We start from the raw sequence: 22,102 nt of genomic DNA, 5'->3' as shown, positions 1-22,102 counted from the left end.
CAACGAGTAGACAGACCCCATGGCTTTATTGAGTGAAAGCGAACAACGCCAGGTCGCCCAGGCGATCAGCGCGGTCGAGCGCGAGACCGATGCCGAACTGGTCACGGTGCTGGCGGCCCGGGCGGACGATTACACCTATATCCCGCTGCTCTGGGCCAGCCTGGTGGCGCTGCTGCTGCCCGGCGCGCTGAATTACTTCTTCGCCTGGCTGAGCGCCCAGGAACTGCTGCTGGTGCAGTGGCTGACCTTCGCCGGCGTCAGCCTGCTGCTGCGCATTCCCGCGCTGACCAGCCGCCTGATCCCGCCCGCGGTGCGCCACTGGCGCGCCTCCAACCTGGCGCGCCGGCAGTTTCTCGAGCACAACCTGCATCACACCACTGGGGCGACCGGCATGCTGATCTTCGTCTCGGAGGCCGAGCACTATGTGGAGATTCTGGTCGACCGGGGGATTTCCAACCGGCTGCCCGACGCGACCTGGCAGGCCATAGTCGCGGACTTCACCCAGCGGGTGAAACAGGGCCAGACCCTGGAAGGTTTTCTCGGTTGCATTCAGGCCTGCGGCGAGCAGCTCAAGCAGCACGTGCCGGCCACCCACGAGCGCAACGAACTGCCCAACCGCCTGGTGATCCTGCCCTGAGGGGCTCCACGGGAAAGCGCAACGCGTAGATCCTGTGCTCAGTGCAGGTCCACCGCTCCTACGGCTCCTACGTCCTGCGAGGCTTGCGCATAAACATAGGATTCACAGGACTCTCCAACCTGCTAGAACCCGCGCAGCCGCTGCAGTGCCTGGGCCATCTTGGCCGCCGGCACCTTCTGCAGACTGCAGAGCAACTCGTGGGAAACTGCGGCAATGCCGTGGCGCTCGCGCAACAGCGCGGCCATGAAGCAGGTCAGGTTGGCCGCCATCTCCGCATCGGCCAGCGCACGGTGGGCCTGGCCGGTGTCCGGCAGTTGTGCCCAGCGGTTGAGGGTGCCGAGCTTGTGGTTCGGCGCCATCGGCAACAGGCGTCGCGCCAGCAGCAGCGAGCAGGCGAACGGCTGCACCCGCTTGCGCCGGATCAGCGCCAGTTCGGCATCCCAGAATTTCTGGTCGAAGGAGGCGTTGTGCGCCAGCAAGGGGATGTCGCCGACGAAATCCGCCACCTCGTGCATCACCTGCGCCGCCGGCGGGGCGTTGCGCAGCATGGCGTTGCTGATGCCGGTGAGCTGTTCGATGAAGGGCGGCACCCAGGCGCCGCTGTTCATCAGACTCTGGTAGCGCGCCACTATCTGCCCGCCTTCGACGATGACCACGCCGATCTCGGTGGCGCGCGCCTGCTGCGCCGGCGACATGCCAGTGGTTTCAAAATCGAGGACGGCTATCGGTGCTTCGAGCATTTATCGGTTTCTCAACGACTGATTTCTTAACGGCTAACGTCTCAACGACTAGCTGCGCAACAACAACGCGCCTTCAATCGGCACATAACGACTGGCCGCCCGCACCAGCGATTGCGCGGTCAGCCCCGGCACGCCGTAGGCCACGGCCTCGACCCCGTAGCTGCTGCGGATCTTCTCCAGCAGCAGATCGAAATCGCCATCGCCGGACGCCAGCACCACTTCGTCGACCCGCGGCGCGGTGTCCATGATGTCGATGGTGATGCCGACGTCCCAGTCGCCCTTGGCCGAGCCGTCGCTGCGCTGGATATAGGGTTTGAGCTTCACGGTGAAACCGAGGTTGCGCAGGATCTGCTGGAACTGCTGCTGCTTGGCGTCGCCACGGTCGATGGCGTAGGCATAGGCCTCGACGATCTGCCCGTGCTGGCTGATGTCGGCCCACAGCGCGGCGTAGTCGAAGTGGCAGCCATAGGCCTGGCGCACGGTGTAATAGAGGTTCTGTACATCGGCGAATACGGCGATTTTCTTCACCGGTAATCCTCTTGGCGGTAACAAACGCCGGCCAGTATGCCAGATCCACCCGGTTCGCTTGCCCGCCTGCGCAACCGGTGCGCGCTGAATTTGGAGCGCATGCCACGATCGGCTAGAGTGGCGCCCTGCTCACTCGACCGCGATCCCTGCCCATGAATGCCTTTCACGTCCTGCGCGATGCCTGGTTTTTCTTCAGCCACAATCTGGCGGCGATCGCCCGCCTGTGCTTGCCCCTGGTGGTGCTCGAAGCGCTGGTGCAGCAGGTCGTCAGCGCTCGGGTCGGGGTCGAAACGGCGGCGGCTTACGGCATTCTGGTCGGCCTGCTGTTCTATCCGCTGTACACCGGAGCGCTGATCCTGTTCCTCGATGCGCGCAGCCGCGGCGAGGCGCCGGCCAACCGCGACCTGCTCGCCGCCAGCCTGCGCCTGTGGCCGGGCTTTGCCCTGCTGGCGGGCCTGAGCACCCTGGCGATCATGCTCGGCGCCTCGCTGTTCGTGCTGCCGGGCCTGTGGCTCATGATCAAGCTGGCATTCGCCGAGTACCTGCTGGTGCTGCGTGGGCTGAGCCCGATAAAAGCCCTGCATGAGAGTTTCGAACTGACCAGCGGCTACTTCTGGCAGATTCTGACCTGCGTGCTGTGCGTCATGCTGCCGTTGTGGCTGCTGTCCTGGGCCAGCCAACCGGCCGAGGGCGCGCAAGCGGACGTGCTGCTCAGTCTGCTGCTCGACAGCGCCAACGGCTTTCTCCAGCTGTTCGCCAGCGTGGTGCTGTTTCGCCTGTTCATGTTGCGCGGCAGCCTGCCGGCAGAGGAATAAATTCGGGCTAGGCTGTTAGGGGTCAATCTCCAAGGAGCCCCCCATGGCCGACACCAACCCCAGCTGCCTGTCGCATGTATCGCTCGGCACCAACCAGTTCGACCAGGCCGTAGCCTTCTACGACCGGGTACTGCCATCCCTTGGCTGCAAACGCATTCTCGCCCACCCAGGGGCGGTGGCCTACGGCCGCGAATACCCGGAGTTCTGGGTGCAGACGCCCATCGATGGTCAGCCGGCGACTGTCGGCAACGGCACTCACTTCGGCTTTGTCGCGCCAGACAAGGCCGCCGTGCATGCCTTCTACCAGGCCGCCCTGGACGCCGGCGCAGTCGGCGAAGGCGAGCCCGGTCCGCGTGCCGAATACGGCGAACCCTATTACGGCTGCTTCGTCCGCGACCTCGACGGGCACAAGATCGAAGCGACGTACTGGGATCTGGAACAGGTCTATGAGCTGTATATCGCGCCGGCCGAAGACTGAGAACCCCGCCAATTGCGGCCACCTGCAAACGCTCTGGGCTCCGACCAATCAGGGTGTCGCTCGCCGCAGGCAGTGCACCGTGGTTCGGCGGCGCGGCACAAAAGCTGGCGGGTTATCGCTGCGCTCCGATCGCCGCCCGGACCGCCGTTCAAGCGCGGCGCGGGCGTTGCGGCTTCATGCCGGACAGACGCGGCAGCAGCACCCGCTCGAACAGGCGCGGGAAGAAGCGCGCCAGGATGCGCGCGCGCCAGTCGACGTTGGACAGGATCAACAGCCGCTTGCGCTTGAGCGCCGCCAGGTAGATGGCTTCGGCGACGTCCTGCGGCGAGGCCACCTTGCCCATCGCCAGCGGCGGCTGCGGGGCCACCGAGCCGTCACCGACCAGGGCGTTCTTGCGCAGGTCGGTGGCGGTAAAGCCGGGGCAGACCAGCATCACGCCGACCCCGCTGTCCTTCAGCTCGTAGCGCAGGGTTTCGAACAGGCCATGCAGGGCATGCTTGCTGGCGTTGTAGGCGCTGCGGTAAAGCAACGGGGAGAAACCGGACAACGAACTGAGCACGATGATCTGCCCACCGCGGGCCAACAGGCTGGGTAGCGCCGCCTTGGTGCAATGCAGGGCGCCGAAGTAGTTGACCGCCATGACCCGCTGGAACACCGCCAGCTCGGTGTCGGCGAAGCTGCTGCGATGGGTGATCCCGGCATTGTTGACCAGCACGTCGACCCCGCCGAAGCGCTCGACGGCCAGGGCGACGGCGCGCTGCACCGCCTCGGCATCGGCGACATCGCAGACCAGCCCCAGCGCCTCGGCGTTGTGATGATCGGCCAGGTGTTGCACCAGACTGTCCAGCGCCTGCTGCTGCAGATCCAGAATCACCAGGCGCGCGCCGGCCTGAGCCAGGCGCACGGCCAGGGCGCGGCCGATACCGGCGCAGCCGCCGCTGATCAACACCACCTTGCGATCGAATACTTTACTGGCGAAGACCTTGCGATACATGGTTTGCCCCCGGCTGTGCTGGCTGCTTGAACTACAGCTTGTTATGGCTACCGTCGCAACAGGGCGGCGTCTGGGTATGCTTGCAACCGCAAAAATACAGGGTGTCGCTCTGTTCGGCATGATACTTCAGCGGCGTGATATCAGTGCCCTTATGGCTGCCATCGCAAAACGGCTGGCTGGCGCTACGCCCGCAACGGCACCAGAAATAGTTTTTTCCGGCCGACACCTCGACCGCAAAGGGGCCTCGTTGGGCAATCAGCGGCTCGGTCATGCTAGCTCCTCACTTCACCATACCAATCCACACCAGCAAAGTCGGCGGCACACAGCCTCACCCACCCGTTGCACGCCAGCCTCTCGGTTTTTTTCAGCATAGTCCATGCACTCCCTGGGCTGGCCCTGCGTCCTGTGTACCCCGAGTCCGACAGGCTGCCAGCCTTGCCATTGGCGATGCTTTTCGTGGTTAGGGCGCCCGCTGCCAGCAACGCTCGACTAGGCTGACTATAGATGCCGCTGGACAACCGCTGCCGCGCATCGTCATGCTCGTACAGGTGATTGTTTTATAACGACAAGACGGCCAAGCGCCGCAGCCCTGATCAATGCCCAGAATATTCTGCCTCGCCCTTGTCGCTGTCCTCTGGGGCAGCGCGAGTCCGGCTCACAGCGCCAGCGACGGCCCGGCTTCGCCGATTCAGGTCGGCTTTTATGAGTTCCCACCCTATTCCTACAGCGACAGCCAGGGCCGCCCGCAAGGCGCGATCCTGCACCTGACCAAGCGGCTGCTGGAGCACGCCGGCTACCAGGCCGAGTTGCGCTCCTACCCGAGCGCGCGCCTGTACAACAGCCTGCGCGATGGCAGTGTGCAGGTCTGGCCCGGTGCGCCCGGCAAAGCGGAGCTGAGCGGACATACCCTGGAAACCCGCACGCAGCTGGGGGAAATCGTCCTCAACCTGTATTTCCGCCGCGACACCCTGCTGCCACGCATTCCCGACGACCTGCAAGGCCGCGGAGTCATCATGATCAACGGCTACAGCTATTGGCCGCAGACCAATGCACTGCTCAACGACCCGGCCCTGGCGATCCGCCAACACCGCACCACCACCCACAGCGCCGCCCTGGAAATGCTCCAGCGTCGCCGCGGCGACTTTCTGCTGGACTACCATCTCCCAGTGGAGCAGTCCCGACGGCGCCTGGGCATGAGCGAGCTACCCTATGTACAGCTGCAACGCGTGCCCTTGAAGCTGATCGTCTCGCGCCACGCTCCCGACGCCGAAGCCCTGCGCGATGCGCTGGATCGTGCCTACCAGGAACTGCAGGCAGCCGGCGAGGATCTGCGCCTGCCCTAGCAACCTGTCTTTACTCGTTATTTGCGCGGTTTGGCCCGGGCGGTGGGCTCGGCGATCAGCGGGTCGTCCGGCCAGTAGTGCTTGGGGTAGCGGCCCTTGAGGTCCTTCTTCACCTCGGCGTAGGTGCTGCGCCAGAAGTTGCCCAGGTCCTGGGTCACCTGCACCGGCCGCCGCGCCGGCGACAGCAGGTGCAGCTTGACCACTTGCCGGCCGCCGGCGATGCGCGGCGTCTCGGCCAGGCCGAACAGCTCCTGCAGACGCACCGCCAGTACCGGCGGCTGCTCGCTGTAATCCAGGCCGATGCGCGAACCGGACGGCACCTGCAGGCTGCGCGGCGCCAGTTCCTCGAGGCGCTGCGGCAGCGGCCAGGGCAACAGGTTCTTGAGCAAAGCGGACAAATCCAGATTGGCGAAATGGCTGAGGCGCTTGACCTTGCCCAGGTAGGGTTGCAGCCAGTCTTGCAGGCTGGCGAGCAGCGCCGCATCGCTGACATCCGGCCACTCGCTGACGCCCTTGGCGGCCAGATCCAGCGCGCGCAGCAAAGCCACCCGCGCCTGCCACTGACGCAACTCCGGGGTCCAGGGCAGCAACTCCAGGCCCTTGCGCCGCACCAGGCCGAGCAAGGCGCGGCTGCGCGCGGCTTCATCCAGACCGGTCAACGGCTCGCGCTCGAGGACCAGTTCGCCGACCTTGCGCTGGCGTTCGGCGCGCAGTACGCCTTCGCGTTCGTCCCAGTCCAGTTCCTCGTGCACGCTGACCTGCTCGGCCAGCACCGTCTCGAACAACTGCGGATCGAGGTCGGCGGCCAGGTAGATGCGTTCCTCGCGCTGGCCCTGGCGGCTGCCGAGATCGGCCAGCACCAGCCATTCATGTTTCATCAGCGCATCGGCCTCGGCGAACAGCGCCGCGCGGCCGTTGGCCAGGCGGTATTCGGCGCCACCCGCGCGGCGCTGCCGGGCCACCCGGTCGGGGTAGGCGAATGCCAGCAAGGCGCCGAGCCAGCGCGGATGTTCGGGGTCGGCCACAGGAGTGCTCGCGGGGCTGCGCTTGAGATAGCCCTGGAACTGGCGGGCCAACTGGCGCGCCCGCTGTACCCCGCCTTGGCCGGCACTCCGGTGGCTGCCACGCGCAGCCTTGCTCGCGCCGCCGAGCAAGGCAATGCGGCTGTGCAAATCGGCGCCCGCGCCGCGCAGGATATCGCGCTCGCCGAGCAAGGCGGCCAGGTCGCAGGCCAGCGCCCCCAGGCCCAGCGCCTGGCCGCGCAGCAGCAGATGGGCGATGCGCGGGTGCGCCGGCAATTCGGCCATGGCCTGACCGTGGGCCGTCAGCACCCCGCGCTGATCCAGCGCGCCGAGCCGGGTCAGCAGCTCCGTGGCCTGGGCATAGGCCGCGGCCGGTGGCGGGTCGAGCCAGGCCAGTTCGGCCGGGGTCACGCCCCAGCGCGCCAGCTGCAGGGCCAGACCGGCCAGGTCGGCCTGGAGGATTTCCGCCGCAGCATAGGCCGCGAGTTGCTCGTGCTGGTGTTGCGACCACAGGCGATAACAACTGCCCGGCTGCAGGCGCCCGGCACGACCGGCGCGCTGGGTGGCGCTGGCGCGGGAAATCCGCTGGGTGTCCAGGCGCGTCATGCCGCTGCCCGGGTCGAAGCGCGGCACCCGCGCCAGGCCCGCGTCCACCACCACGCGCACGCCGTCGATAGTCAGGCTGGTCTCGGCGATATTGGTCGCCAGCACCACCTTGCGCTTGCCGGCGGGCGCCGGCTCGATAGCCGCGCGCTGAGCGCTCAGGTCCAGCTCGCCATGCAGCGGACACAGCAGGATCTCGCTGCGCCCGACCAGGGCCTCGGCCAACTGCTCGTTGACCCGGCGGATCTCCGCCTGCCCAGGGAGAAACACCAGCAGACTGCCCGGCTCGTCGGCCAGCGCCTGCAGCACCGCCTGCACCACCCTGGGCTCGAGCCACTCGCCGGGTTGATAGGGCGCGCCCCAGCGCAGTTCCACCGGGAACATGCGCCCCTCGCTGCGCAGTACCGGCGCATCGTCGAGCAGCGCGGCCAGCTTCTCGCCTTCCAGGGTCGCCGACATCAGCAGCACCTTGAGCGCCGGCTCGCCCGAGTCCTCACCGCGAAACACGGTGCGGCCGTTGAGGCACAGGGCCAGGGCCAGGTCGGCATCCAGGCTGCGTTCGTGGAATTCGTCGAAGATCACCAGGCCGACCCCCTCCAGCGCCGGGTCGTCCTGCAGACGGCGGGCGAGGATGCCCTCGGTGACCACCTCGATGCGGGTGCGCGGGCCGACCCTGCTGTCCAGGCGGATGCGATAACCGACGGTCTCGCCCACCGCCTCGCCCAGCTCGCTGGCCAGGCGTTCGGCGGCGGCACGCGCGGCCAGGCGGCGCGGCTCGAGCATGATGATGCGCTGCCCGGCCAGCCAGGGTTCGTCCAGCAGCGCCAGCGGCACGCGGGTGGTCTTGCCGGCGCCGGGCGGAGCCTCCAGCACCGCCTCGTGGCGCTCGGCCAGGGCTTGGCGCAGCGCGGGTAACAGGACGTCGATAGGCAAGGAATTCATGAAGGCTCCAATCTGGCCGGCGATTATAGCGGCGAACCGCCACCCTGCTCCGCGGGTCTTAACTTAGCCACATCAATGCGCAGCAGTTTTGCACCAGCCGGCTTGCTATAGTTGCGCCACTTTTGTCTGGAGGTATGCCATGCGCACCCAATACCGCGTTATCGGCGGCGCTCTCGCCGTCACCCTGCTCACTCAATTGAGCGCCTGCGGCACCCTGTTCTTCCCCGAGCGGCGCGGCCAGATCGAAGGCCGGATCGACCCAGTGGTGGCGGCGCTGAACGCCGTCGGCATCCTGTTTTACGTGATCCCCGGCCTGATCGCCTTCGGCATCGACTTCGCCACCGGCGCCATCTATCTGCCGAACGGGCAAAACGCCCAGGTCGATCCGCAAGAGTTGCGCAAGGTCGTGGATGCCGAGGGCAAGATCGACCACGCCCGCCTCAAAGTCCTGATCGAACAGCAGACCGGCCACAGCCTGCCGCTCGACGACCCGAGGCTGATCCACAGCAGCGCCAGCGCCGAGCAACTGGCAGCCTACGGACTGCGTCCGGCCGCTTGAGCCTGACCCGCGACAACCCTGGCCTGGCCCGCTCGGCCAGGCCTGCTAGCGAGAGCAAGACCCTGTGACCATACTTCCGCAGCATGCCCGCCTGATGCGCCAGGCCACCTTTGCGGCGCTGGCCGTGGCCTTGACCCTGGCCCTGGCCAAAGCCATCGCCTGGTGGTTGAGCGGCTCGGTCAGCCTGCTGGCCGGCCTCACCGACTCGCTGCTGGATGGCGCCGCCTCCCTGCTCAATCTGATCGCCGTGCACTATGCCTTGCGCCCGGCGGACGAAGACCATCGCTACGGACACGGCAAGGCCGAGGCCCTGGCCGGGCTTGGCCAGGCACTGTTCATCGGCATCAGTGCGGTCGTGGTCGGCTGGCATGGCGTGGATCGCCTGCTCGATCCGCAACCAATCGGCGCGGCGACCCTGGGCGTGGCGGTGATGCTGCTGTCGCTGGCGCTGACCGCCGCCCTGCTGCTGTTCCAGCGCCATGTGGTGCGCCAGACCGGTTCCACCGCGATCCGCGCCGACTCGCTGCACTACCGCTCCGACCTGCTGCTCAACACCAGCATCCTGCTCGCCCTGCTGCTGGCCAGCTTCGGCTGGCCACAACTGGATGCGCTGTTCGGTATCGGCATCGCCTTCTATATCCTCTGGAGCGCCCTGAGCATCGCCCGCGAGGCCTCGGCCGTGCTGATGGACAAGGAGCTGGCGCCGGAGCTCAGCGAGCGCATGCACCTGCTGGCCTGCGGCATCCCTGGCGTGCTCGGCGTGCATGACCTGCGCACGCGCATGTCCGGCACCCGCTGGTTCGTCCAGCTGCACGTGGAGCTGTCCGGCGAACTGAGCCTGCTGCAGGCCCATGAACTGTGCGAACGGGTGGAATTCGCGATTCGCGCCGAATTTACCCGCGCCGAAGTGCTGGTGCATGCCGACCCTCTCGACCCGATCAGCTCTTGATGATCGTCGCGGTTGCGGCAAAAACCCGCCTGCTGCGCGGCCCTGCCGGGGGCACGCTGGTGACCGTGCACAGGCTCGGTTGAGCTTTCGCCGCGACCCGATCACGGCGACAGGCGGGCGGCGGCCAGGTGCAGCCAGACGCACCGCAAAGCGCATTTCGCGCATATGCTGAGAGGGCGTATCAGCTCTGTGGACACGCCCCCATGAAGAAGCCCAGCCTCGAGACGCTTTACCGCGAGCACCAGCCCGCCGCCATCGAAAAGCGCCTGAACAGCAAGAACAAGCCACAAACCATCTCCGATGCCGTACTCGGCGGGATAGACGGTTGCGTCACCACCTTTGCCATCGTCGCCGGCGCTGTCGGGGCCGGTTTTTCCGCCTCGGTCGCATTGATCATGGGCTTCGCCAACCTGTTTGCCGATGGTTTCAGCATGGCCGTCAGCAACTACGAGGCGATCAAGGCCCAGCGCGAGTTCCGCGAACAGGCCCGGCGCATGGAAGAGGAACACATCGACCGGGTGCCCGCCGGTGAACGCGAAGAAATCCGCCAGGTGTTCTACCGCAAGGGCTTCAGCGGCGACATTCTCGAGGCGATCGTCACCACCATCAGCCAGGATCGCCAGCTCTGGGTTGAAACCATGCTCATCGAAGAACACGGCCTGCAGACCGTCGAACTGGACCCCAGGCGCTCGGCCGCCGTGACCTTCACGACCTTCCTGATCGCCGGCGCCATCCCGCTGTTGCCGTTGTTCTTCACCAGCCTGGGCATCCAGCGCCAATTCTTCCTGAGCACGGCCCTGGCCGCGGCGGTGTTCTTCTCCATCGGCATGTTGAAGAGCCTGGTCTTTGCCAAGCCCGTTCTGCGCGCCGGCCTGGGTACCCTGCTCACCGGCGGTGCGGCGGCCGCCCTGGCGTACCTGACCGGCTATCTGCTGCGTTACGGCTTCGGCATCGAATGATGCGACACCTTGGGACATCGCCCAGAAAAAAGGGAGACCTGGCGGCCTCCCTCTTTTCTTGCCTGGGGCAAGTGTCCGCTACTGGCAATTCTGTTGCCGCTTTCGTCGCCCGCCTGGTTGGGCAGTGCGGACCCGGGTGCCGTGACGGCCTGGTAAGGCCGGCGGCGCCGGTTCGCCTGGTTGGGCGAGCCGGGTGGACGTGTCGTCCGGGCCGTGAAACTGAGGTAAAGATTACCGTCACAGGCGCAGCGAAAGATTGCGAATATTGCTGATTAACTCGCCACTTGCGCAATTTTTAACTAACAGCGCATGATTATCAGCATTTAAATAATGAAAGCACGGCAAACATGACCAGACTCGACCGCTACGACCTGAATATCCTCGCCGAACTGCAGCGCGACGCCACCCTGTCCAATCAGGACCTGGCCGAGCGCATCGGCCTGTCGCCTTCGCCCTGCTCGCGGCGGGTCAAGCAGCTGGAGGACGACGGCTACATCCTCGGCCAGGTCGCCCTGCTGGATCGCAAGAAGCTCGGCCTGACCCTCACCGCCTATGTCCTGATCGGCATGGACAAACACACCCCCGAACGTTTCGAGCACTTCCAGCAGATGATCCGCCAATGCCCGGAGGTGCTGGAGTGCAGCCTGGTCACCGGCATGGATGCCGACTATCAGCTCAAGGTGGTGGTGCCGGACATGGACCATTACCAACAATTCCTCCTCGGCACCCTGACCCGCATCGAGGGGGTGTCCAGCGTGCGTTCGAGCTTCGTCCTGCAACAGATCCTCTCCAGCACCCAGCTGCCGCTGCAACACCTGCGCAACTGACCGGCACTTACCGACGGTCGCTGACAAACCAGGCCGCACGGGTATAATCGCCGGCGTTTAGCTGTGCCTTGTGCGGCCCGCCATAAAGAGCCTTGCGCTCAGACAATAACAATCGCCCAGCCCACCTCCTGCCCGTTCTGGCGGCACAGCCTCGTTTTGCCAAAGAGGTCACGATGGATCCGCAAGTATTCGAAGAGTTGATGATGACCGTGCTGGTCGGCGGCCTGGTGCTGTTCATGGCGTTCATCGTCTGGGACCTGGCGAAGAAGTCCAAGGCTGGACGCTTCGGCACCATGATCCTGTTCCTCGCCCTGGGCCTTGGCGTGCTCGGTTTTGTCATCAAGACCGTGGTGATCGCTGGGATGGAAGGCATCTGAGCCGTCGTTGAAAACGGCCCGCGCCGAGGTCGCCCTACAAGCGCGCCTCGACTTCTTTCCACTCGCCGGGTTGCAGGCCGTCCAGGCTCCAGGGGCCGATGCGCACGCGCACCAGACGCAGGGTCGGCAGGCCCACCGCCGCGGTCATGCGCCTGACCTGGCGGTTGCGCCCCTCGCGAATCACCAGTTCCAGCCAGGCGGTCGGCACGCTCTTGCGAAAACGCACCGGCGGATCGCGCGGCCATAACCGCGGCTCATCCAGCACGCGCGCCTCGGCCGGCAGGGTCGGCCCGTCGTTCAGCTCGACGCCAGCGCGCAGGCGCTGCAGCTGCTCGGCCGTCGGCGTGCCTTCCACCTGCACCCAATAGGTTTTCGCCAGCTTGTGTTTGGGGTCGGCGATGCGCGCCTGCAGGCCACCGTCATTGGTCAGCAGCAGCAAGCCTTCGCTGTCGCGATCCAGGCGCCCGGCCGGATAGACCCCGGGCACCGCGACGAAGTCCTTGAGGGTGGCACGGCCCTGCTCGTCGTTGAACTGGGTCAGCACATCGAAGGGCTTGTTCAGCAGCAACAAGCGCGGCTCGGCCGGCGGCGCCTTGGCCACCCGACGGCTAGCGGGTTTGCCAGCGGAACGCGAGGGCGTGGCGGAACGGGGCGGGCGCGGCATGCAGGCTCCGGGAGCAGAAAACGGGATGGCCAGTGTAACCGAGGCCACCCTTCGACCATCAGTCCGGCTTATGGGCGATTCCTTCGCGCGCACGGGCGACTATGCTGGTGGGGTTCTGTCATCCGTACCGAGGGAATCCGCATGAGCTCGTCCGCAACCATACTCGACACCTTCACCGGCTGGGCCGCCAAGGCGCCCGGTGCCCCCCTCGAACCGCACAGCTATGACCCCGGCCCGCTGGGCAGCGAGGAGGTCGAGGTGGCGGTCGAGTACTGCGGCATCTGCCACTCCGACCAGTCGATGATCGACAACGAATGGGGCAACGCCCGCTATCCGTTCATCCCCGGTCACGAGGTGGTCGGTCGCATCGTGCGGGTCGGCGAGCAGGTGCGCGGCCTCGAACTCGGCCAGCGGGTCGGGATCGGCTGGTACAAGGGCAGCTGCATGCACTGCCACTCCTGCATGGAGGGCGCGCACCAGCTCTGCGGCTCGGTAAAACCGACTATCGTCGGCAGCAACGGCGGTTTCGCCGACCGCCTGCGCAGCCACTGGGCCTGGGCCATTCCCCTGCCGCAGGGGCTGGACCCGAGCCTGGTCGGCCCGCTGTTCTGTGCCGGCTCGACGGTGTTCAGCCCGCTGCTGGAGTTCAACGTCAAGCCCACCGACAAGGTCGGCGTGGTCGGCATCGGCGGCCTGGGTCATTTGGCCCTGGGCTTTCTCAACGCCTGGGGTTGCGAAGTCACCGCCTTCACCTCGTCGCTGAACAAGCAGGAAGAAGCCAAGCGCCTGGGCGCGCACAAGGTCGTCGCCTCGACCGACAGCGCGGCGCTCAAGGCGATCGCCGGCAGCCTGGATTTCCTCCTGGTCACCGCCAGCGCCGACCTCGACTGGAACGCGCTGATCGGCACCCTCGGCGGCAAGGGTCGCTTGCACTTCGTCGGCATAGTGCCGAGCGCCATCCCGGTGCATGTGTTCAACCTGATCCCGCGCCAGCGCAGCCTGTCCGGCTCACCGGTGGGCTCGCCGGCGAGCATGGCGACCATGCTGGAATTCTGCGCCCGTCACCAGATCCTGCCGCAGGTCGAGCTCTTCCCCATGAGCCGGGTCAACGACGCCATCGCCCACCTGCGCGCCGGCAAGGCGCGCTACCGGGTGGTGCTGGACGCCAGCCAATAACCCCGTAGGGTGCGCCGTGCGCACCTTCGGCCGCGGAGCCTGGTGCGCGCGGCGCACCCTACCGGAACGGCGGCTCGTCGAAGCTGCGCAGCTTGCGCGAGTGCAGCGAGTTGAGCTGGCCGCGCAGCAGGTCGAGGGCGGTAATGCCGATGTGCAGGTGCTGGGTCACCGCCCGCTCGTAGAAGGCGCCAGCAGCGCCGGGCAGCTTGATTTCGCTGTGCAGCGGCTTGTCCGACACACACAACAGGGTGCCGTAGGGCACCCGCAGGCGATAGCCCTGGGCGGCGATGGTGCCGCTTTCCATGTCCACCGCCACGGCCCGCGCCAGGTTGATCAGCGGCCGTTCCTGGGCCCAGCGCAACTCCCAGTTGCGATCGTCGTAGGTCAGCACGGTGCCGGTACGCAAACGCCGCTTGAGGGCGTCGCCGCGCTCGCCGGTGACTTGCGCGGCGGCCTCCTGCAAGGCCATCTGCACTTCGGCCAGAGCCGGCAGGGGAATGTTGGGCGGCAGCACCCGGTCGAGAATCCCGTCGCGGCGCATATAGGCGTGGGCCAGCACGTAATCGCCGATGGTCTGCGATTGGCGCAGGCCGCCGCAGTGGCCGATCATCAACCAGCAGTGCGGGCGCAGCACGGCCAGGTGGTCGGTGATGTTTTTCGCGTTGGACGGGCCCACCCCGATGTTCACCAGGGTGATGCCATCGCCGGGGCTGGCGCCCTGCAGGTGGTAGGCCGGCATCTGGTAGCGGTGCCAGACCACGCTCTCGATGATCGCCTGCATCTCGCCTTCGGCCATGCCGCGCTCGATCACCACGTTGCCCGGCAGCACCATGCGCACGAAACGCGAATCCGCCTGCAGCACATCCAGGCCATGGCGAATGAACTGGTCGACGTAGCGGTGATAGTTGGTCAGCAGGATCCATGGCTGCACATGGCGCCAATCGCTGCCGGTGTAATGCACCAGGCGGCGCAGGGAAAAATCCACCCGGGCGGCGTCGAACAGGGCCAGCGGCAATTGCTCCGCGCCCTCCCAGTCGTACAGACCATCGGCAGTGCCGTCGTTGGCGGCGGACAGGTCGGTGCTGGGGAAGACCCGCGCCAGCTCGGCGGCAGTAATCCCCGACCCGGCCAGCTCATCGCCATGCTCGACCACGTAGGGATAGGGAATATTCTGCTGGCTGGTGCCCACTTCGACACGCACGGTGAAGTCGTGCATCAGCGGCTGCAGTTGCTCCAGCAGGTAATTGCGGAACGCCTCGGGGTGGGTGACGGTGACGCTGTAGGTGCCGGGCACCTGGACCTTGGCATAGGCGCGCACAGTCGTGGGCACCTCGCCCTGGCACAGGTAGGTCAGACGCAATTCGGGATAATGGAACTGACGCAGTTGCTCGGCGTCCGGCTTGATGCCTTCCTTGACATAGCACTTGAGCGCCCGACTCAGGGCACCGGTGGCCTGCCGATGCAGGGCGGCCAGGCGGTCCACGGCCTCTTCGGCAGTAGTGGCGACGACGAAGTCTTCTGAGCTAAGGATCACGGCAGATATTCCTGGCTGAATACACGCCCCTATCTTGCCCTGATCGCCGCGCCTTGGCATAGCGCGGCGTGGCTACTCCAGCAGCCGTCTGAGATCCTCCGGCAACGGCTGCGCAGTCAAGGGCCCGCCCCGCCGGGTGCCGGGGTTGCCAAACGGGTAACAACCCAGCGGCGAACCCAGGCTGCCGGGCAAACGCTTGCGCTGAGAGCGCTCCCCGCCAAGAAAGACAACTCAAAGCAGATGCGGCGTGCTGCGTGCCACCAGCGCCTCGACGTCGATGCCGCGTGGCAGGGTGCCGTAGACCCGTCCGCCGTCGCCCAGGCGGCTGGCGATAAAGGCATCGCTTACCGTGGCGTTGCCGGCTTCCAGCAGCAGCTTGGCCTGCAGGGCCAGGGCCACGTCTTCGGTGAGTTGGCGGGCGCGGTACTGGATGTCGGCGCTGTCGGCAAAATCCGCCTGGAGTTTGTCGATATGCCGCTTCAGCCGGGCGTCGCCATGGCCGTCGCCCAGCTCGGCGAACAGCGCATCGAGCACGCCCGGCTCCTTCGACAGTGCGCGCAGCACGTCGAGGCACTGCACGTTGCCGGAGCCTTCCCAGGTCGAATTGACCGGCGCCTCGCGGTACAGCCGCGGCAGGATGCTGTCTTCGACATAGCCGGCGCCGCCCATGCACTCGGCGGCCTCGTTGATCATGGCCGGCGCGCGCTTGCAGATCCAGTACTTGCCGACCGCAATGACCAGTCGGGCGAGCCTGTCTTCCTGCGGGTCTGCGGCGTTGTCCAGCGCCTTGCCCATGCGCATAGTCAGGGCCAGGGCGGCTTCGCTTTCCAGGGCCAGGTCGGCCAGGACGTTCTGCATCAGCGGCTGCTCGCTGAGCACGCGGCCGCCGACCTGGCGGTAGGCGCAGTGATGGGCGGCCTGGGTCAGGGCCTGACGCATCAGGGCACTGGAGCCGACCATGCAGTCGAAGCGGGTCAGCGCGACCATTTCGATGATGGTCGGCACGCCGCGCCCCTCCTCGCCGACCATCCAGGCCAGGGCACCGCGGTACTCGACTTCGCTGGAGGCATTCGACCAGTTGCCCAGCTTGTTCTTCAGGCGCTGGACATACAGCTCGTTACGCGTGCCGTCCGGGCGGTGGCGCGGCAACAGGAAGCAGGTCAGGCCCTTGTCGGTGTAGGCCAGGGTCAGGAAGGCGTCGCACATGGGCGCCGAGCAGAACCACTTGTGGCCGACCAGCTCGTAGGCCTGACCGGGCCCGCCAGCGCCGACCGGATAGGCGCGGGTGGTGTTGGCGCGCACGTCGGTGCCGCCCTGCTTCTCGGTCATGGCCATGCCGATGGTGGCGCCGCTCTTCTGTTCGATCGGCAGGTTGCGCGGGTCGTACTGGGTGGAGAGGATCTTCGGCAACCAGATTTCGGCGATATCCGCCTGCAGCTTCAACGCCGGCACGCTGGCGTAGGTCATGGTCAGCGGACAACCGCTGCCGGCTTCGGCCTGGCTGTGCAGGTAGCTCATGGCGGCGCGGGCGACCTGGACGCCGGGGCGCGGATCGGTCCAGGGCATGGAGGGGATGCCGTGCTCGATGGCCGCGCTCATCAGCTGGTGATAGGCCGGATGGAACTCGACCAGATCGATGCGCTGGCCATAGCGGTCGTGACTCTTGAACTGCGGCTTGTTCTCGTTGGCGAGGAAGCCCGCGGCCATCAGCTCGCCACCGGCCAGGGCGCCATAGGCGTCGATGCGCGCCTCGGCCCAGGCGCCGCCGAAGCGTTTGTTCCACTCCTGCAACGGCAGATCGATGCGGTACAGATTGACGCCATCCAGCGGCGGCACCTGGTTGAACACTTCATGGGTTTCGGCATGCTGGCTGGCATTCATGACTGCGGCTCCTCGGCGCCAACGGCGCGTAGACAGAAGGTGACCAGACCCTGACTGACTTCACTCAGGCTCGGGGCGGGATAACCCGCTTCGCGGGCGGCGCGGGCGGGGGGTGACAAGGGGCCGACCAGGGCTTCGGCGATAGCGCCGACCAGGCAGGCGGCGGTCAGGCCGAGATGGGTGACGCGAAACACGCCTGCCGCGTTGCCTTGCTCGAGCAGCTCGCCGAACGACTCGGCATAGGCCTCACGGAAGAGCAGGCGCTGCTCGTCGACCTGCGGTTCGACCGGCTCGGCGATCAAGGCGAAGGCCAGGCGCCGGCTGTGCCAGGCCCGCGCGGCGAACTGCTGCAAGCCGGCGGCCAGGCGCTCGGCGGGTGGCCCCGGGCCGCGCAGGGTCTGCAGCAGCGCGTCGAGTTCGCCCTGGCTGGCAATCGCGAAGACTTCGGCAGCCAATTCGCCCTTGTTGTGAAAATGGCGGTACAGGCTGCCGGTGGCGATGCCCACGTCCTCGGCCAGCGCCTGCATGGTCAAGGCCGCAAAACCGCCATCGGCGACACGGGCCAGGGCGCTGGCGAGGATCCGCTGGCGTAGCGCCTGGTCGCGGTCGATGCGCAGGGCGGTGGTGCGATAAGCCATGATCTGAATCCTGATTCACTAATTGAATCCAGTGAATCATGCTTCAGAGTTTGCGCAAAGGGGCATTTCGGCCAAGGGAGAGGGCTGGGACACAGGCTGTCTCAGAATTATTGTTTCGATGACGCCGACTCGTAGGGTGCGCCGTGCGCACCACTGACACCGGGTGCCTGGTGCGCACAGCGCACCCTACACAGGCCAGCCGCAACCGCTTGAGCAATGATTATTGCGAGACAACACACTAGCCGGCGCGGCACAGCACCCAGTCGTGCAACAGGCCGCGCAAGGCCTCGAACTTCACCGGTTTGGCCAGGTAGTCGCTCATGCCGGCAGCCAGGCAATGCTCGCGGTCGCCGCTGTGGCTGTGGGCGGTGATCGCCAGCACCGGTAACTCGGCGCAACCCGGCAAGTTGCGCAACGCCCGGCAGGTGGCGAAACCGTCCATCACCGGCATCTGGCAATCCAGCAGGACCGCATCGACCGGCTCACGCCGCAGTACCTCGAGCGCCTCGGCGCCGTTGTCGGCGGTACGCACGCGGTAACCCAGCTTGAGCAGCATGCCGCGGGTCACCAGCTGATTGATCGCGTTGTCCTCGACCACCAGCACCGTGCACTGCTCGGCACGCCGCGCGACCGTGGCCTGCACCCGCGACACAGGCGCAGGCTGCGCGGCCAGCGGGAGTGGCAAGGCCAGCGGCACTTGCAACTGGAAACGGCTGCCCTGGCCGGGCTGCGACTCATGGCTGAGACTGCCGCCCTGCAGGTCGACCAACTGCCGGCAGATTGCCAGGCCGATACCCAGACCGCCGTATTCGCGGGTCATGGAGCCGTCCAGTTGCTGGAAGCGCTGATACAGCGCCGCCTCCTGCGGCACCTTGAAGCCCACGCCGGTGTCGATCACCTCGATGCTCAGCGGCAGGCTATCGGCCAGCGTGCCGGCGCGCCTGACCCGCAGGCGGACCTCGCCCTGGGCGGTGAACTTGACGGCATTGTCGAGCAGATAGCCGAGGCTCTGCGCCAGCTTGCCGGCGTCGCCTTCGAGGGTATCGGGCAGGCTTTCGTCCAGTTCCAGGACGAAACGCAGGCCCTTGTCCTCGGCACGCGCGGCGTACTGCGCGCGCAAACCGTCAAGCAGTCCGCGCAGGCTGAACGGCTCACGCCGCGGATACAGCTTGCCGGCCTGCAACTCGCTGAGGGCGAGGATGTCGTTGACCATGCGCATCATGTCCCGCGCCGAACTGGCGGCGGTCTTCTGGTACTGCGCCAGTTCGGCGTCCAGGCTGAGGGTTTGCATCAACTCCAGCGAGCCGATCACCCCATTCATCGGCGTGCGCAACTCGTGGGTGACGGTGGCGAGGAATTCGTCCTTGAGCCGGTTACTGTTGGCCAGCTCCTGGTTCAGCGCCTCCAGCTTGCGCCCGCTATCCTGGAGAATCCGCGTGCGCTCCTCCTTCATCGCGTTGATCCGGTCGGCCAGGGCCAGCGACAGCAGACCAACCTCCAGCGCCGAACCGAGCTGGCTGGCGTACATGGTCAGGAACATATTGGGCAGGTAGCCGAGCACCATCAGGCTGTTGATCGCGCCGCCGAGCAGGAAGGCGCTCCAGGCGATGATGAAGTAGCGCGCCACACGCATGCCGCGCAGCCAGGCGAGCACCCCGGCGACGAACACCACCACGGTGAACAGCAGCGCCAGGTAGGTGGCCAGGCGCAACGACAGGGCATAGCTGACGGTCAACGCCAGGATCATCACCCCGGCACCGCTGGCCATCAGCAGCAGCAGCGTGCGGTCGACCCAGGGGCTGTGCTCGGAGGTATGCAGGAAGCTGCGCGCGAACTGGCAGCCGAACAGCGCGGCCGAACCGATCAGGAAGGGCGTCGCGGCGTTCGCCCACCAGGGGTTGTCGGGCCAGAAATACTCGATGCCGGCGCCGTTGACCGACACCTGATAGAGGCCGAACGAGGCGATATAGAGGATGTAATAGAGGTAGCTGGCATCCCTGACGCTGAGAAAGATGAACAGGTTGTAGATCAGCATCACCAGCAGCACGCCATAGATGATGCCGAGCACATAGATGCGCGCGGGCTGCTCTTCCAGGTAGGCAGTGGGTGCCCACAGGCTCAGCGGCGCCTGGATCGAACCCTGGCTTTGCAGGCGCAGATAGACGCGCTGCGGCTGCTGCGGCTGCAGGTCGAGTTCGAACAGGTAGTTGTGGTGCTTGATCTGCCGGCTGGCGAATGGCAATCCGTCGCCGGTGCGCTGGGCCAGCTGGAACTTGCCCTGGGCGTCCGGCAGATACAGATCCAGCCGATCCAGCGGCGGATAGGCCAGTTCCAGCAACCAGGGCTGCGGCCCGCCCAGCCCGTCCGGCCGCTGCGGCCGATACTCCAGATCCAGGCGCAGCCAGAACACCGAACGCGAATAACCGGCATTCAGCACCGGTTTGTCATGCGGGCGAAAACTCGCCTGCAGGGCCGACGAGGTGACCTCGTCGATGCTCGCGTCGCCGCGGACATCCTCGAACACCTGCATGGCCTGGCCAAGCGGCAGCATGCGGGTATGTTCATCGAACACCACGGCAGAGGCGCAAAGCGGCCAGACTGCGAACAGAAGAATCAGGAGGTAGCGCATGCGGACCCACGAAGGCGAAGTCGGGCAAAGTCGGGATGCGCCGGAGAGCCCTCCTCTCCTGACTGACGCCACCTCGCCTACCCGGTTATTTGCGTGGCCGTCACTCTAGCACAGGCTTTGCGGGGGGAACGACGGCTGGCGCAAACACCCCGGGCCGGCCAGGCAAGGCGTTGCAATCGGCGCTGCAAGCCAAGCGGGCAGCGTTCTTGGAGCGGCTGGCTAAAGCTGCCGGTACGATCAGAAATATCTCGGCCCGAGGACCGGCGAGCTTGAGCGCAGCAGATTCCCCGCGGTTCAATCGGGGCCGTTTAATGCTAAGCTCGCGCACCATGAAAACGCCTACTTCCCGCCCCGTAGTGCTCTGCCTGTCCGGCCACGACCCCAGTGGTGGTGCCGGCCTGCAAGCCGATATCGAAGCCCTGCTCGCGCAAGGCTGCCACGCCGCCCCGACGGTCACCGCGCTGACCGTGCAGGACACGGTCAATGTCGTCGACTTCCGCGTACTCGATCGCGACTGGGTGCTGGCCCAGGCCAATGCGGTGATCGCCGACCTGCCGATCGCGGCCGTCAAGCTGGGCATGCTCGGCTCGGTGGAGATGGTCGAGACCGTGCTGCAAATCATGCAGCAGCTGCCGGGCATTGCCCTGGTCTGCGACCCGGTCCTGCGCGCCGGTGGCGGTGGCGCCTTGGGCAAGGATGAAGTCGGCTACGCCATGCGCGAACGCCTGTTTGCCGTATCCACCATTGCCACGCCAAACCTGCCGGAAGCGCGCATCCTCGCCGAACTGCCGGACGGCACGGCCGATCAGTGCGCGGACAAGCTGCTGCCCTATATCCAGCATCTGCTGATCACCGGCGGCCACGGCGATGAACAGCAGGTGCACAATCGCCTGTATTGCCGCGACGGCAGTCGGCATACCTTTACCTGCCAGCGCCTGCCCGGCAGCTACCACGGTTCCGGCTGCACCCTGGCCAGCGCCCTGGCCGGTCGCCTGGCCCTCGGCCAGGAACTGGTCAGCGCCGTGCAGTTCGCTCTCGATTACACCTGGCGCACCCTGCGCGACGCCGAGCAACCCGGCCACGGCCAGTACATCCCGCGCCGCCTGCCCCTGGATTTCTGCTGATGGAGAGCCGTCGATGAAACTGCGAGGCCTGTATGCCATCACCGACAGCCAACTGCTGGCTGGCGGCAAGCTGTTGCCTTACGCCGAAGCGGCGCTGAAAGGCGGCGCCACCCTGCTGCAATACCGCGACAAATCCAGCGACGAGGCGCGCCGCCTGCGCCAGGCCGAAGCCCTGCGCGAGCTGTGCAATCGCTACGGCGCCGGACTGATCATCAACGACGACGCCGAACTGGCCGCACGCCTCGGCGTCGGCCTGCACCTGGGGCAGACCGACGGCTCGCTGTCCGCCGCCCGCGCCCTGCTCGGGCGCCAGGCGATCATCGGCGGCACCTGCCATGCACAGATCGAGCTGGCCGAAACCGCCGCCAAGGAAGGCGCCAGCTATGTCGCCTTCGGTCGCTTCTTCGACTCCAACACCAAGCCCGGCGCCCCCAGCGCCACGCTCGAGCTGCTGGATGAGGCGAAAAGTCGCATCGGCCTGCCGATCGTCGCCATCGGCGGCGTGACCCTGGACAATGCCGCCCTGCTGATTGCCCGCGGCGCCAGCATGGTGGCGGTGATCCACGCCCTGTTCGGCGCCGACTCGGCCGCCGAAGTCGAACGCCGCGCCCGTGCCTTCAGCGCCCTGTTCGCCACCCCTTAGCTGATTTGCGGGGCGGCCCGACTCGCCCCGATCCGATATT

The 22,102-nt window shown here is 66.5% G+C and carries 22 protein-coding genes; 12 read left to right on the top strand and 10 right to left on the bottom strand.

Annotated features, from left to right (window positions below; all coding sequences use genetic code 11):
* The first annotated feature begins 19 nt into the window (after window positions 1–19).
* Window positions 20–637: a TPM domain-containing protein gene (locus G9C89_RS17180; protein ID WP_172150185.1), complete on the top strand. Its 618-nt coding sequence runs from the start codon at window positions 20–22 to the stop codon at window positions 635–637.
* Between the two features lie 122 nt (window positions 638–759).
* On the opposite strand, the gene G9C89_RS17175 is transcribed toward G9C89_RS17180, so the two are convergent.
* Both G9C89_RS17175 and G9C89_RS17170 read right to left on the bottom strand, forming a co-directional pair.
* The gene (locus tag G9C89_RS17175) at window positions 760–1,377 is read right to left on the bottom strand and encodes a 3'-5' exonuclease (RefSeq protein WP_172150183.1); all 618 of its coding nucleotides are present in this window, start codon (window positions 1,375–1,377) and stop codon (window positions 760–762) included.
* Between the two features lie 48 nt (window positions 1,378–1,425).
* Window positions 1,426–1,905: an NYN domain-containing protein gene (locus tag G9C89_RS17170; RefSeq protein ID WP_172150181.1), complete on the bottom strand. Its 480-nt coding sequence runs from the start codon at window positions 1,903–1,905 to the stop codon at window positions 1,426–1,428.
* Window positions 1,906–2,057: 152 nt separating this feature from the next.
* Between G9C89_RS17170 and G9C89_RS17165 the strand changes: the two genes are divergently transcribed.
* Window positions 2,058–2,720 carry a YciC family protein gene (locus G9C89_RS17165; protein ID WP_172150179.1) on the top strand — a complete coding sequence of 221 codons (663 nt, stop codon included), beginning with the start codon at window positions 2,058–2,060 and terminating at the stop codon, window positions 2,718–2,720.
* Window positions 2,721–2,763: 43 nt separating this feature from the next.
* Window positions 2,764–3,198, top strand: coding sequence for a VOC family protein (locus G9C89_RS17160; RefSeq protein ID WP_172150177.1), 435 nt, complete (start codon window positions 2,764–2,766; stop codon window positions 3,196–3,198).
* Window positions 3,199–3,346: 148 nt separating this feature from the next.
* Here the strand turns inward: G9C89_RS17160 and G9C89_RS17155 are convergent, their stop codons facing one another.
* On the bottom strand, window positions 3,347–4,192 hold the full coding sequence (locus G9C89_RS17155) for an SDR family oxidoreductase (protein ID WP_172150175.1): 846 nt from the start codon (window positions 4,190–4,192) through the stop codon (window positions 3,347–3,349).
* A 31-nt stretch (window positions 4,193–4,223) separates the two neighbouring features.
* The gene (locus G9C89_RS17150) at window positions 4,224–4,463 is read right to left on the bottom strand and encodes a CDGSH iron-sulfur domain-containing protein (RefSeq protein WP_172150173.1); all 240 of its coding nucleotides are present in this window, start codon (window positions 4,461–4,463) and stop codon (window positions 4,224–4,226) included.
* Window positions 4,464–4,788: 325 nt separating this feature from the next.
* Between G9C89_RS17150 and G9C89_RS17145 the strand changes: the two genes are divergently transcribed.
* Window positions 4,789–5,535 carry a substrate-binding periplasmic protein gene (locus tag G9C89_RS17145; protein WP_172150171.1) on the top strand — a complete coding sequence of 249 codons (747 nt, stop codon included), beginning with the start codon at window positions 4,789–4,791 and terminating at the stop codon, window positions 5,533–5,535.
* A gap of 17 nt (window positions 5,536–5,552) precedes the next feature.
* On the opposite strand, the gene hrpB is transcribed toward G9C89_RS17145, so the two are convergent.
* Entirely contained in the window at window positions 5,553–8,102 is a 2,550-nt protein-coding gene (gene hrpB, locus G9C89_RS17140) for an ATP-dependent helicase HrpB (protein WP_172150169.1), read from the bottom strand.
* Window positions 8,103–8,241: 139 nt separating this feature from the next.
* On the opposite strand from hrpB, the gene G9C89_RS17135 reads away from it, so the two are divergent.
* The 5 genes from G9C89_RS17135 to G9C89_RS17115 all read left to right on the top strand — a co-directional run bounded on the left by G9C89_RS17135 (window position 8,242) and on the right by G9C89_RS17115 (window position 11,773).
* Window positions 8,242–8,661 (top strand): polyribonucleotide nucleotidyltransferase, encoded by a 420-nt coding sequence (locus G9C89_RS17135; protein ID WP_172150167.1) that lies wholly within the window; start codon window positions 8,242–8,244, stop codon window positions 8,659–8,661.
* 94 nt (window positions 8,662–8,755) lie between these two features.
* Window positions 8,756–9,610, top strand: coding sequence for a cation diffusion facilitator family transporter (locus G9C89_RS17130; protein ID WP_172150367.1), 855 nt, complete (start codon window positions 8,756–8,758; stop codon window positions 9,608–9,610).
* A 203-nt stretch (window positions 9,611–9,813) separates the two neighbouring features.
* Window positions 9,814–10,569 (top strand): VIT1/CCC1 transporter family protein, encoded by a 756-nt coding sequence (locus G9C89_RS17125; RefSeq protein WP_172150165.1) that lies wholly within the window; start codon window positions 9,814–9,816, stop codon window positions 10,567–10,569.
* Between the two features lie 347 nt (window positions 10,570–10,916).
* Window positions 10,917–11,396, top strand: a complete 480-nt coding sequence (locus G9C89_RS17120; RefSeq protein WP_172150163.1) for an Lrp/AsnC family transcriptional regulator — start codon at window positions 10,917–10,919, stop codon at window positions 11,394–11,396.
* A 173-nt stretch (window positions 11,397–11,569) separates the two neighbouring features.
* Complete coding sequence (locus G9C89_RS17115) at window positions 11,570–11,773, top strand: DUF2788 domain-containing protein (protein WP_172150161.1); 204 nt, start codon at window positions 11,570–11,572, stop codon at window positions 11,771–11,773.
* A gap of 34 nt (window positions 11,774–11,807) precedes the next feature.
* Here G9C89_RS17115 and G9C89_RS17110 read toward each other — a convergent pair whose 3' ends face one another.
* Complete coding sequence (locus G9C89_RS17110; RefSeq protein ID WP_172150365.1) at window positions 11,808–12,374, bottom strand: pseudouridine synthase; 567 nt, start codon at window positions 12,372–12,374, stop codon at window positions 11,808–11,810.
* A gap of 204 nt (window positions 12,375–12,578) precedes the next feature.
* Between G9C89_RS17110 and ahr the strand changes: the two genes are divergently transcribed.
* Entirely contained in the window at window positions 12,579–13,613 is a 1,035-nt protein-coding gene (gene ahr, locus G9C89_RS17105; RefSeq protein WP_172150159.1) for an NADPH-dependent aldehyde reductase Ahr, read from the top strand.
* Window positions 13,614–13,671: 58 nt separating this feature from the next.
* Here the strand turns inward: ahr and amn are convergent, their stop codons facing one another.
* The 4 genes from amn to G9C89_RS17085 all read right to left on the bottom strand — a co-directional run bounded on the left by amn (window position 13,672) and on the right by G9C89_RS17085 (window position 20,295).
* Entirely contained in the window at window positions 13,672–15,147 is a 1,476-nt protein-coding gene (gene amn, locus G9C89_RS17100; RefSeq protein ID WP_390623833.1) for an AMP nucleosidase, read from the bottom strand.
* Window positions 15,148–15,378: 231 nt separating this feature from the next.
* Window positions 15,379–17,028: an acyl-CoA dehydrogenase family protein gene (locus G9C89_RS17095; RefSeq protein WP_172150155.1), complete on the bottom strand. Its 1,650-nt coding sequence runs from the start codon at window positions 17,026–17,028 to the stop codon at window positions 15,379–15,381.
* Window positions 17,025–17,666, bottom strand: coding sequence for a TetR/AcrR family transcriptional regulator (locus tag G9C89_RS17090; RefSeq protein ID WP_172150153.1), 642 nt, complete (start codon window positions 17,664–17,666; stop codon window positions 17,025–17,027). The genes G9C89_RS17095 and G9C89_RS17090 overlap by 4 nt, the downstream gene beginning before the upstream one ends.
* Before the next feature lie 238 nt (window positions 17,667–17,904).
* Window positions 17,905–20,295, bottom strand: a complete 2,391-nt coding sequence (locus G9C89_RS17085) for a hybrid sensor histidine kinase/response regulator (RefSeq protein ID WP_172150151.1) — start codon at window positions 20,293–20,295, stop codon at window positions 17,905–17,907.
* 329 nt (window positions 20,296–20,624) lie between these two features.
* Here G9C89_RS17085 and G9C89_RS17080 point away from each other — a divergent pair, with 329 nt between their 5' ends.
* Both G9C89_RS17080 and thiE read left to right on the top strand, forming a co-directional pair.
* Window positions 20,625–21,419 carry a hydroxymethylpyrimidine/phosphomethylpyrimidine kinase gene (locus G9C89_RS17080; RefSeq protein WP_172150149.1) on the top strand — a complete coding sequence of 265 codons (795 nt, stop codon included), beginning with the start codon at window positions 20,625–20,627 and terminating at the stop codon, window positions 21,417–21,419.
* Window positions 21,420–21,432: 13 nt separating this feature from the next.
* Entirely contained in the window at window positions 21,433–22,062 is a 630-nt protein-coding gene (thiE, locus tag G9C89_RS17075; protein ID WP_172150147.1) for a thiamine phosphate synthase, read from the top strand.
* The last annotated feature ends 40 nt before the right edge of the window (window positions 22,063–22,102 follow it).

The sequence above is a fragment of the Pseudomonas tumuqii genome (assembly GCF_013184545.1).
Classification (GTDB): Bacteria; Pseudomonadota; Gammaproteobacteria; order Pseudomonadales; family Pseudomonadaceae; genus Aquipseudomonas; species Aquipseudomonas tumuqii.
Note: the sequence above shows the minus strand (reverse complement) of the source record. Positions and strands in the feature narration are given on the sequence as shown.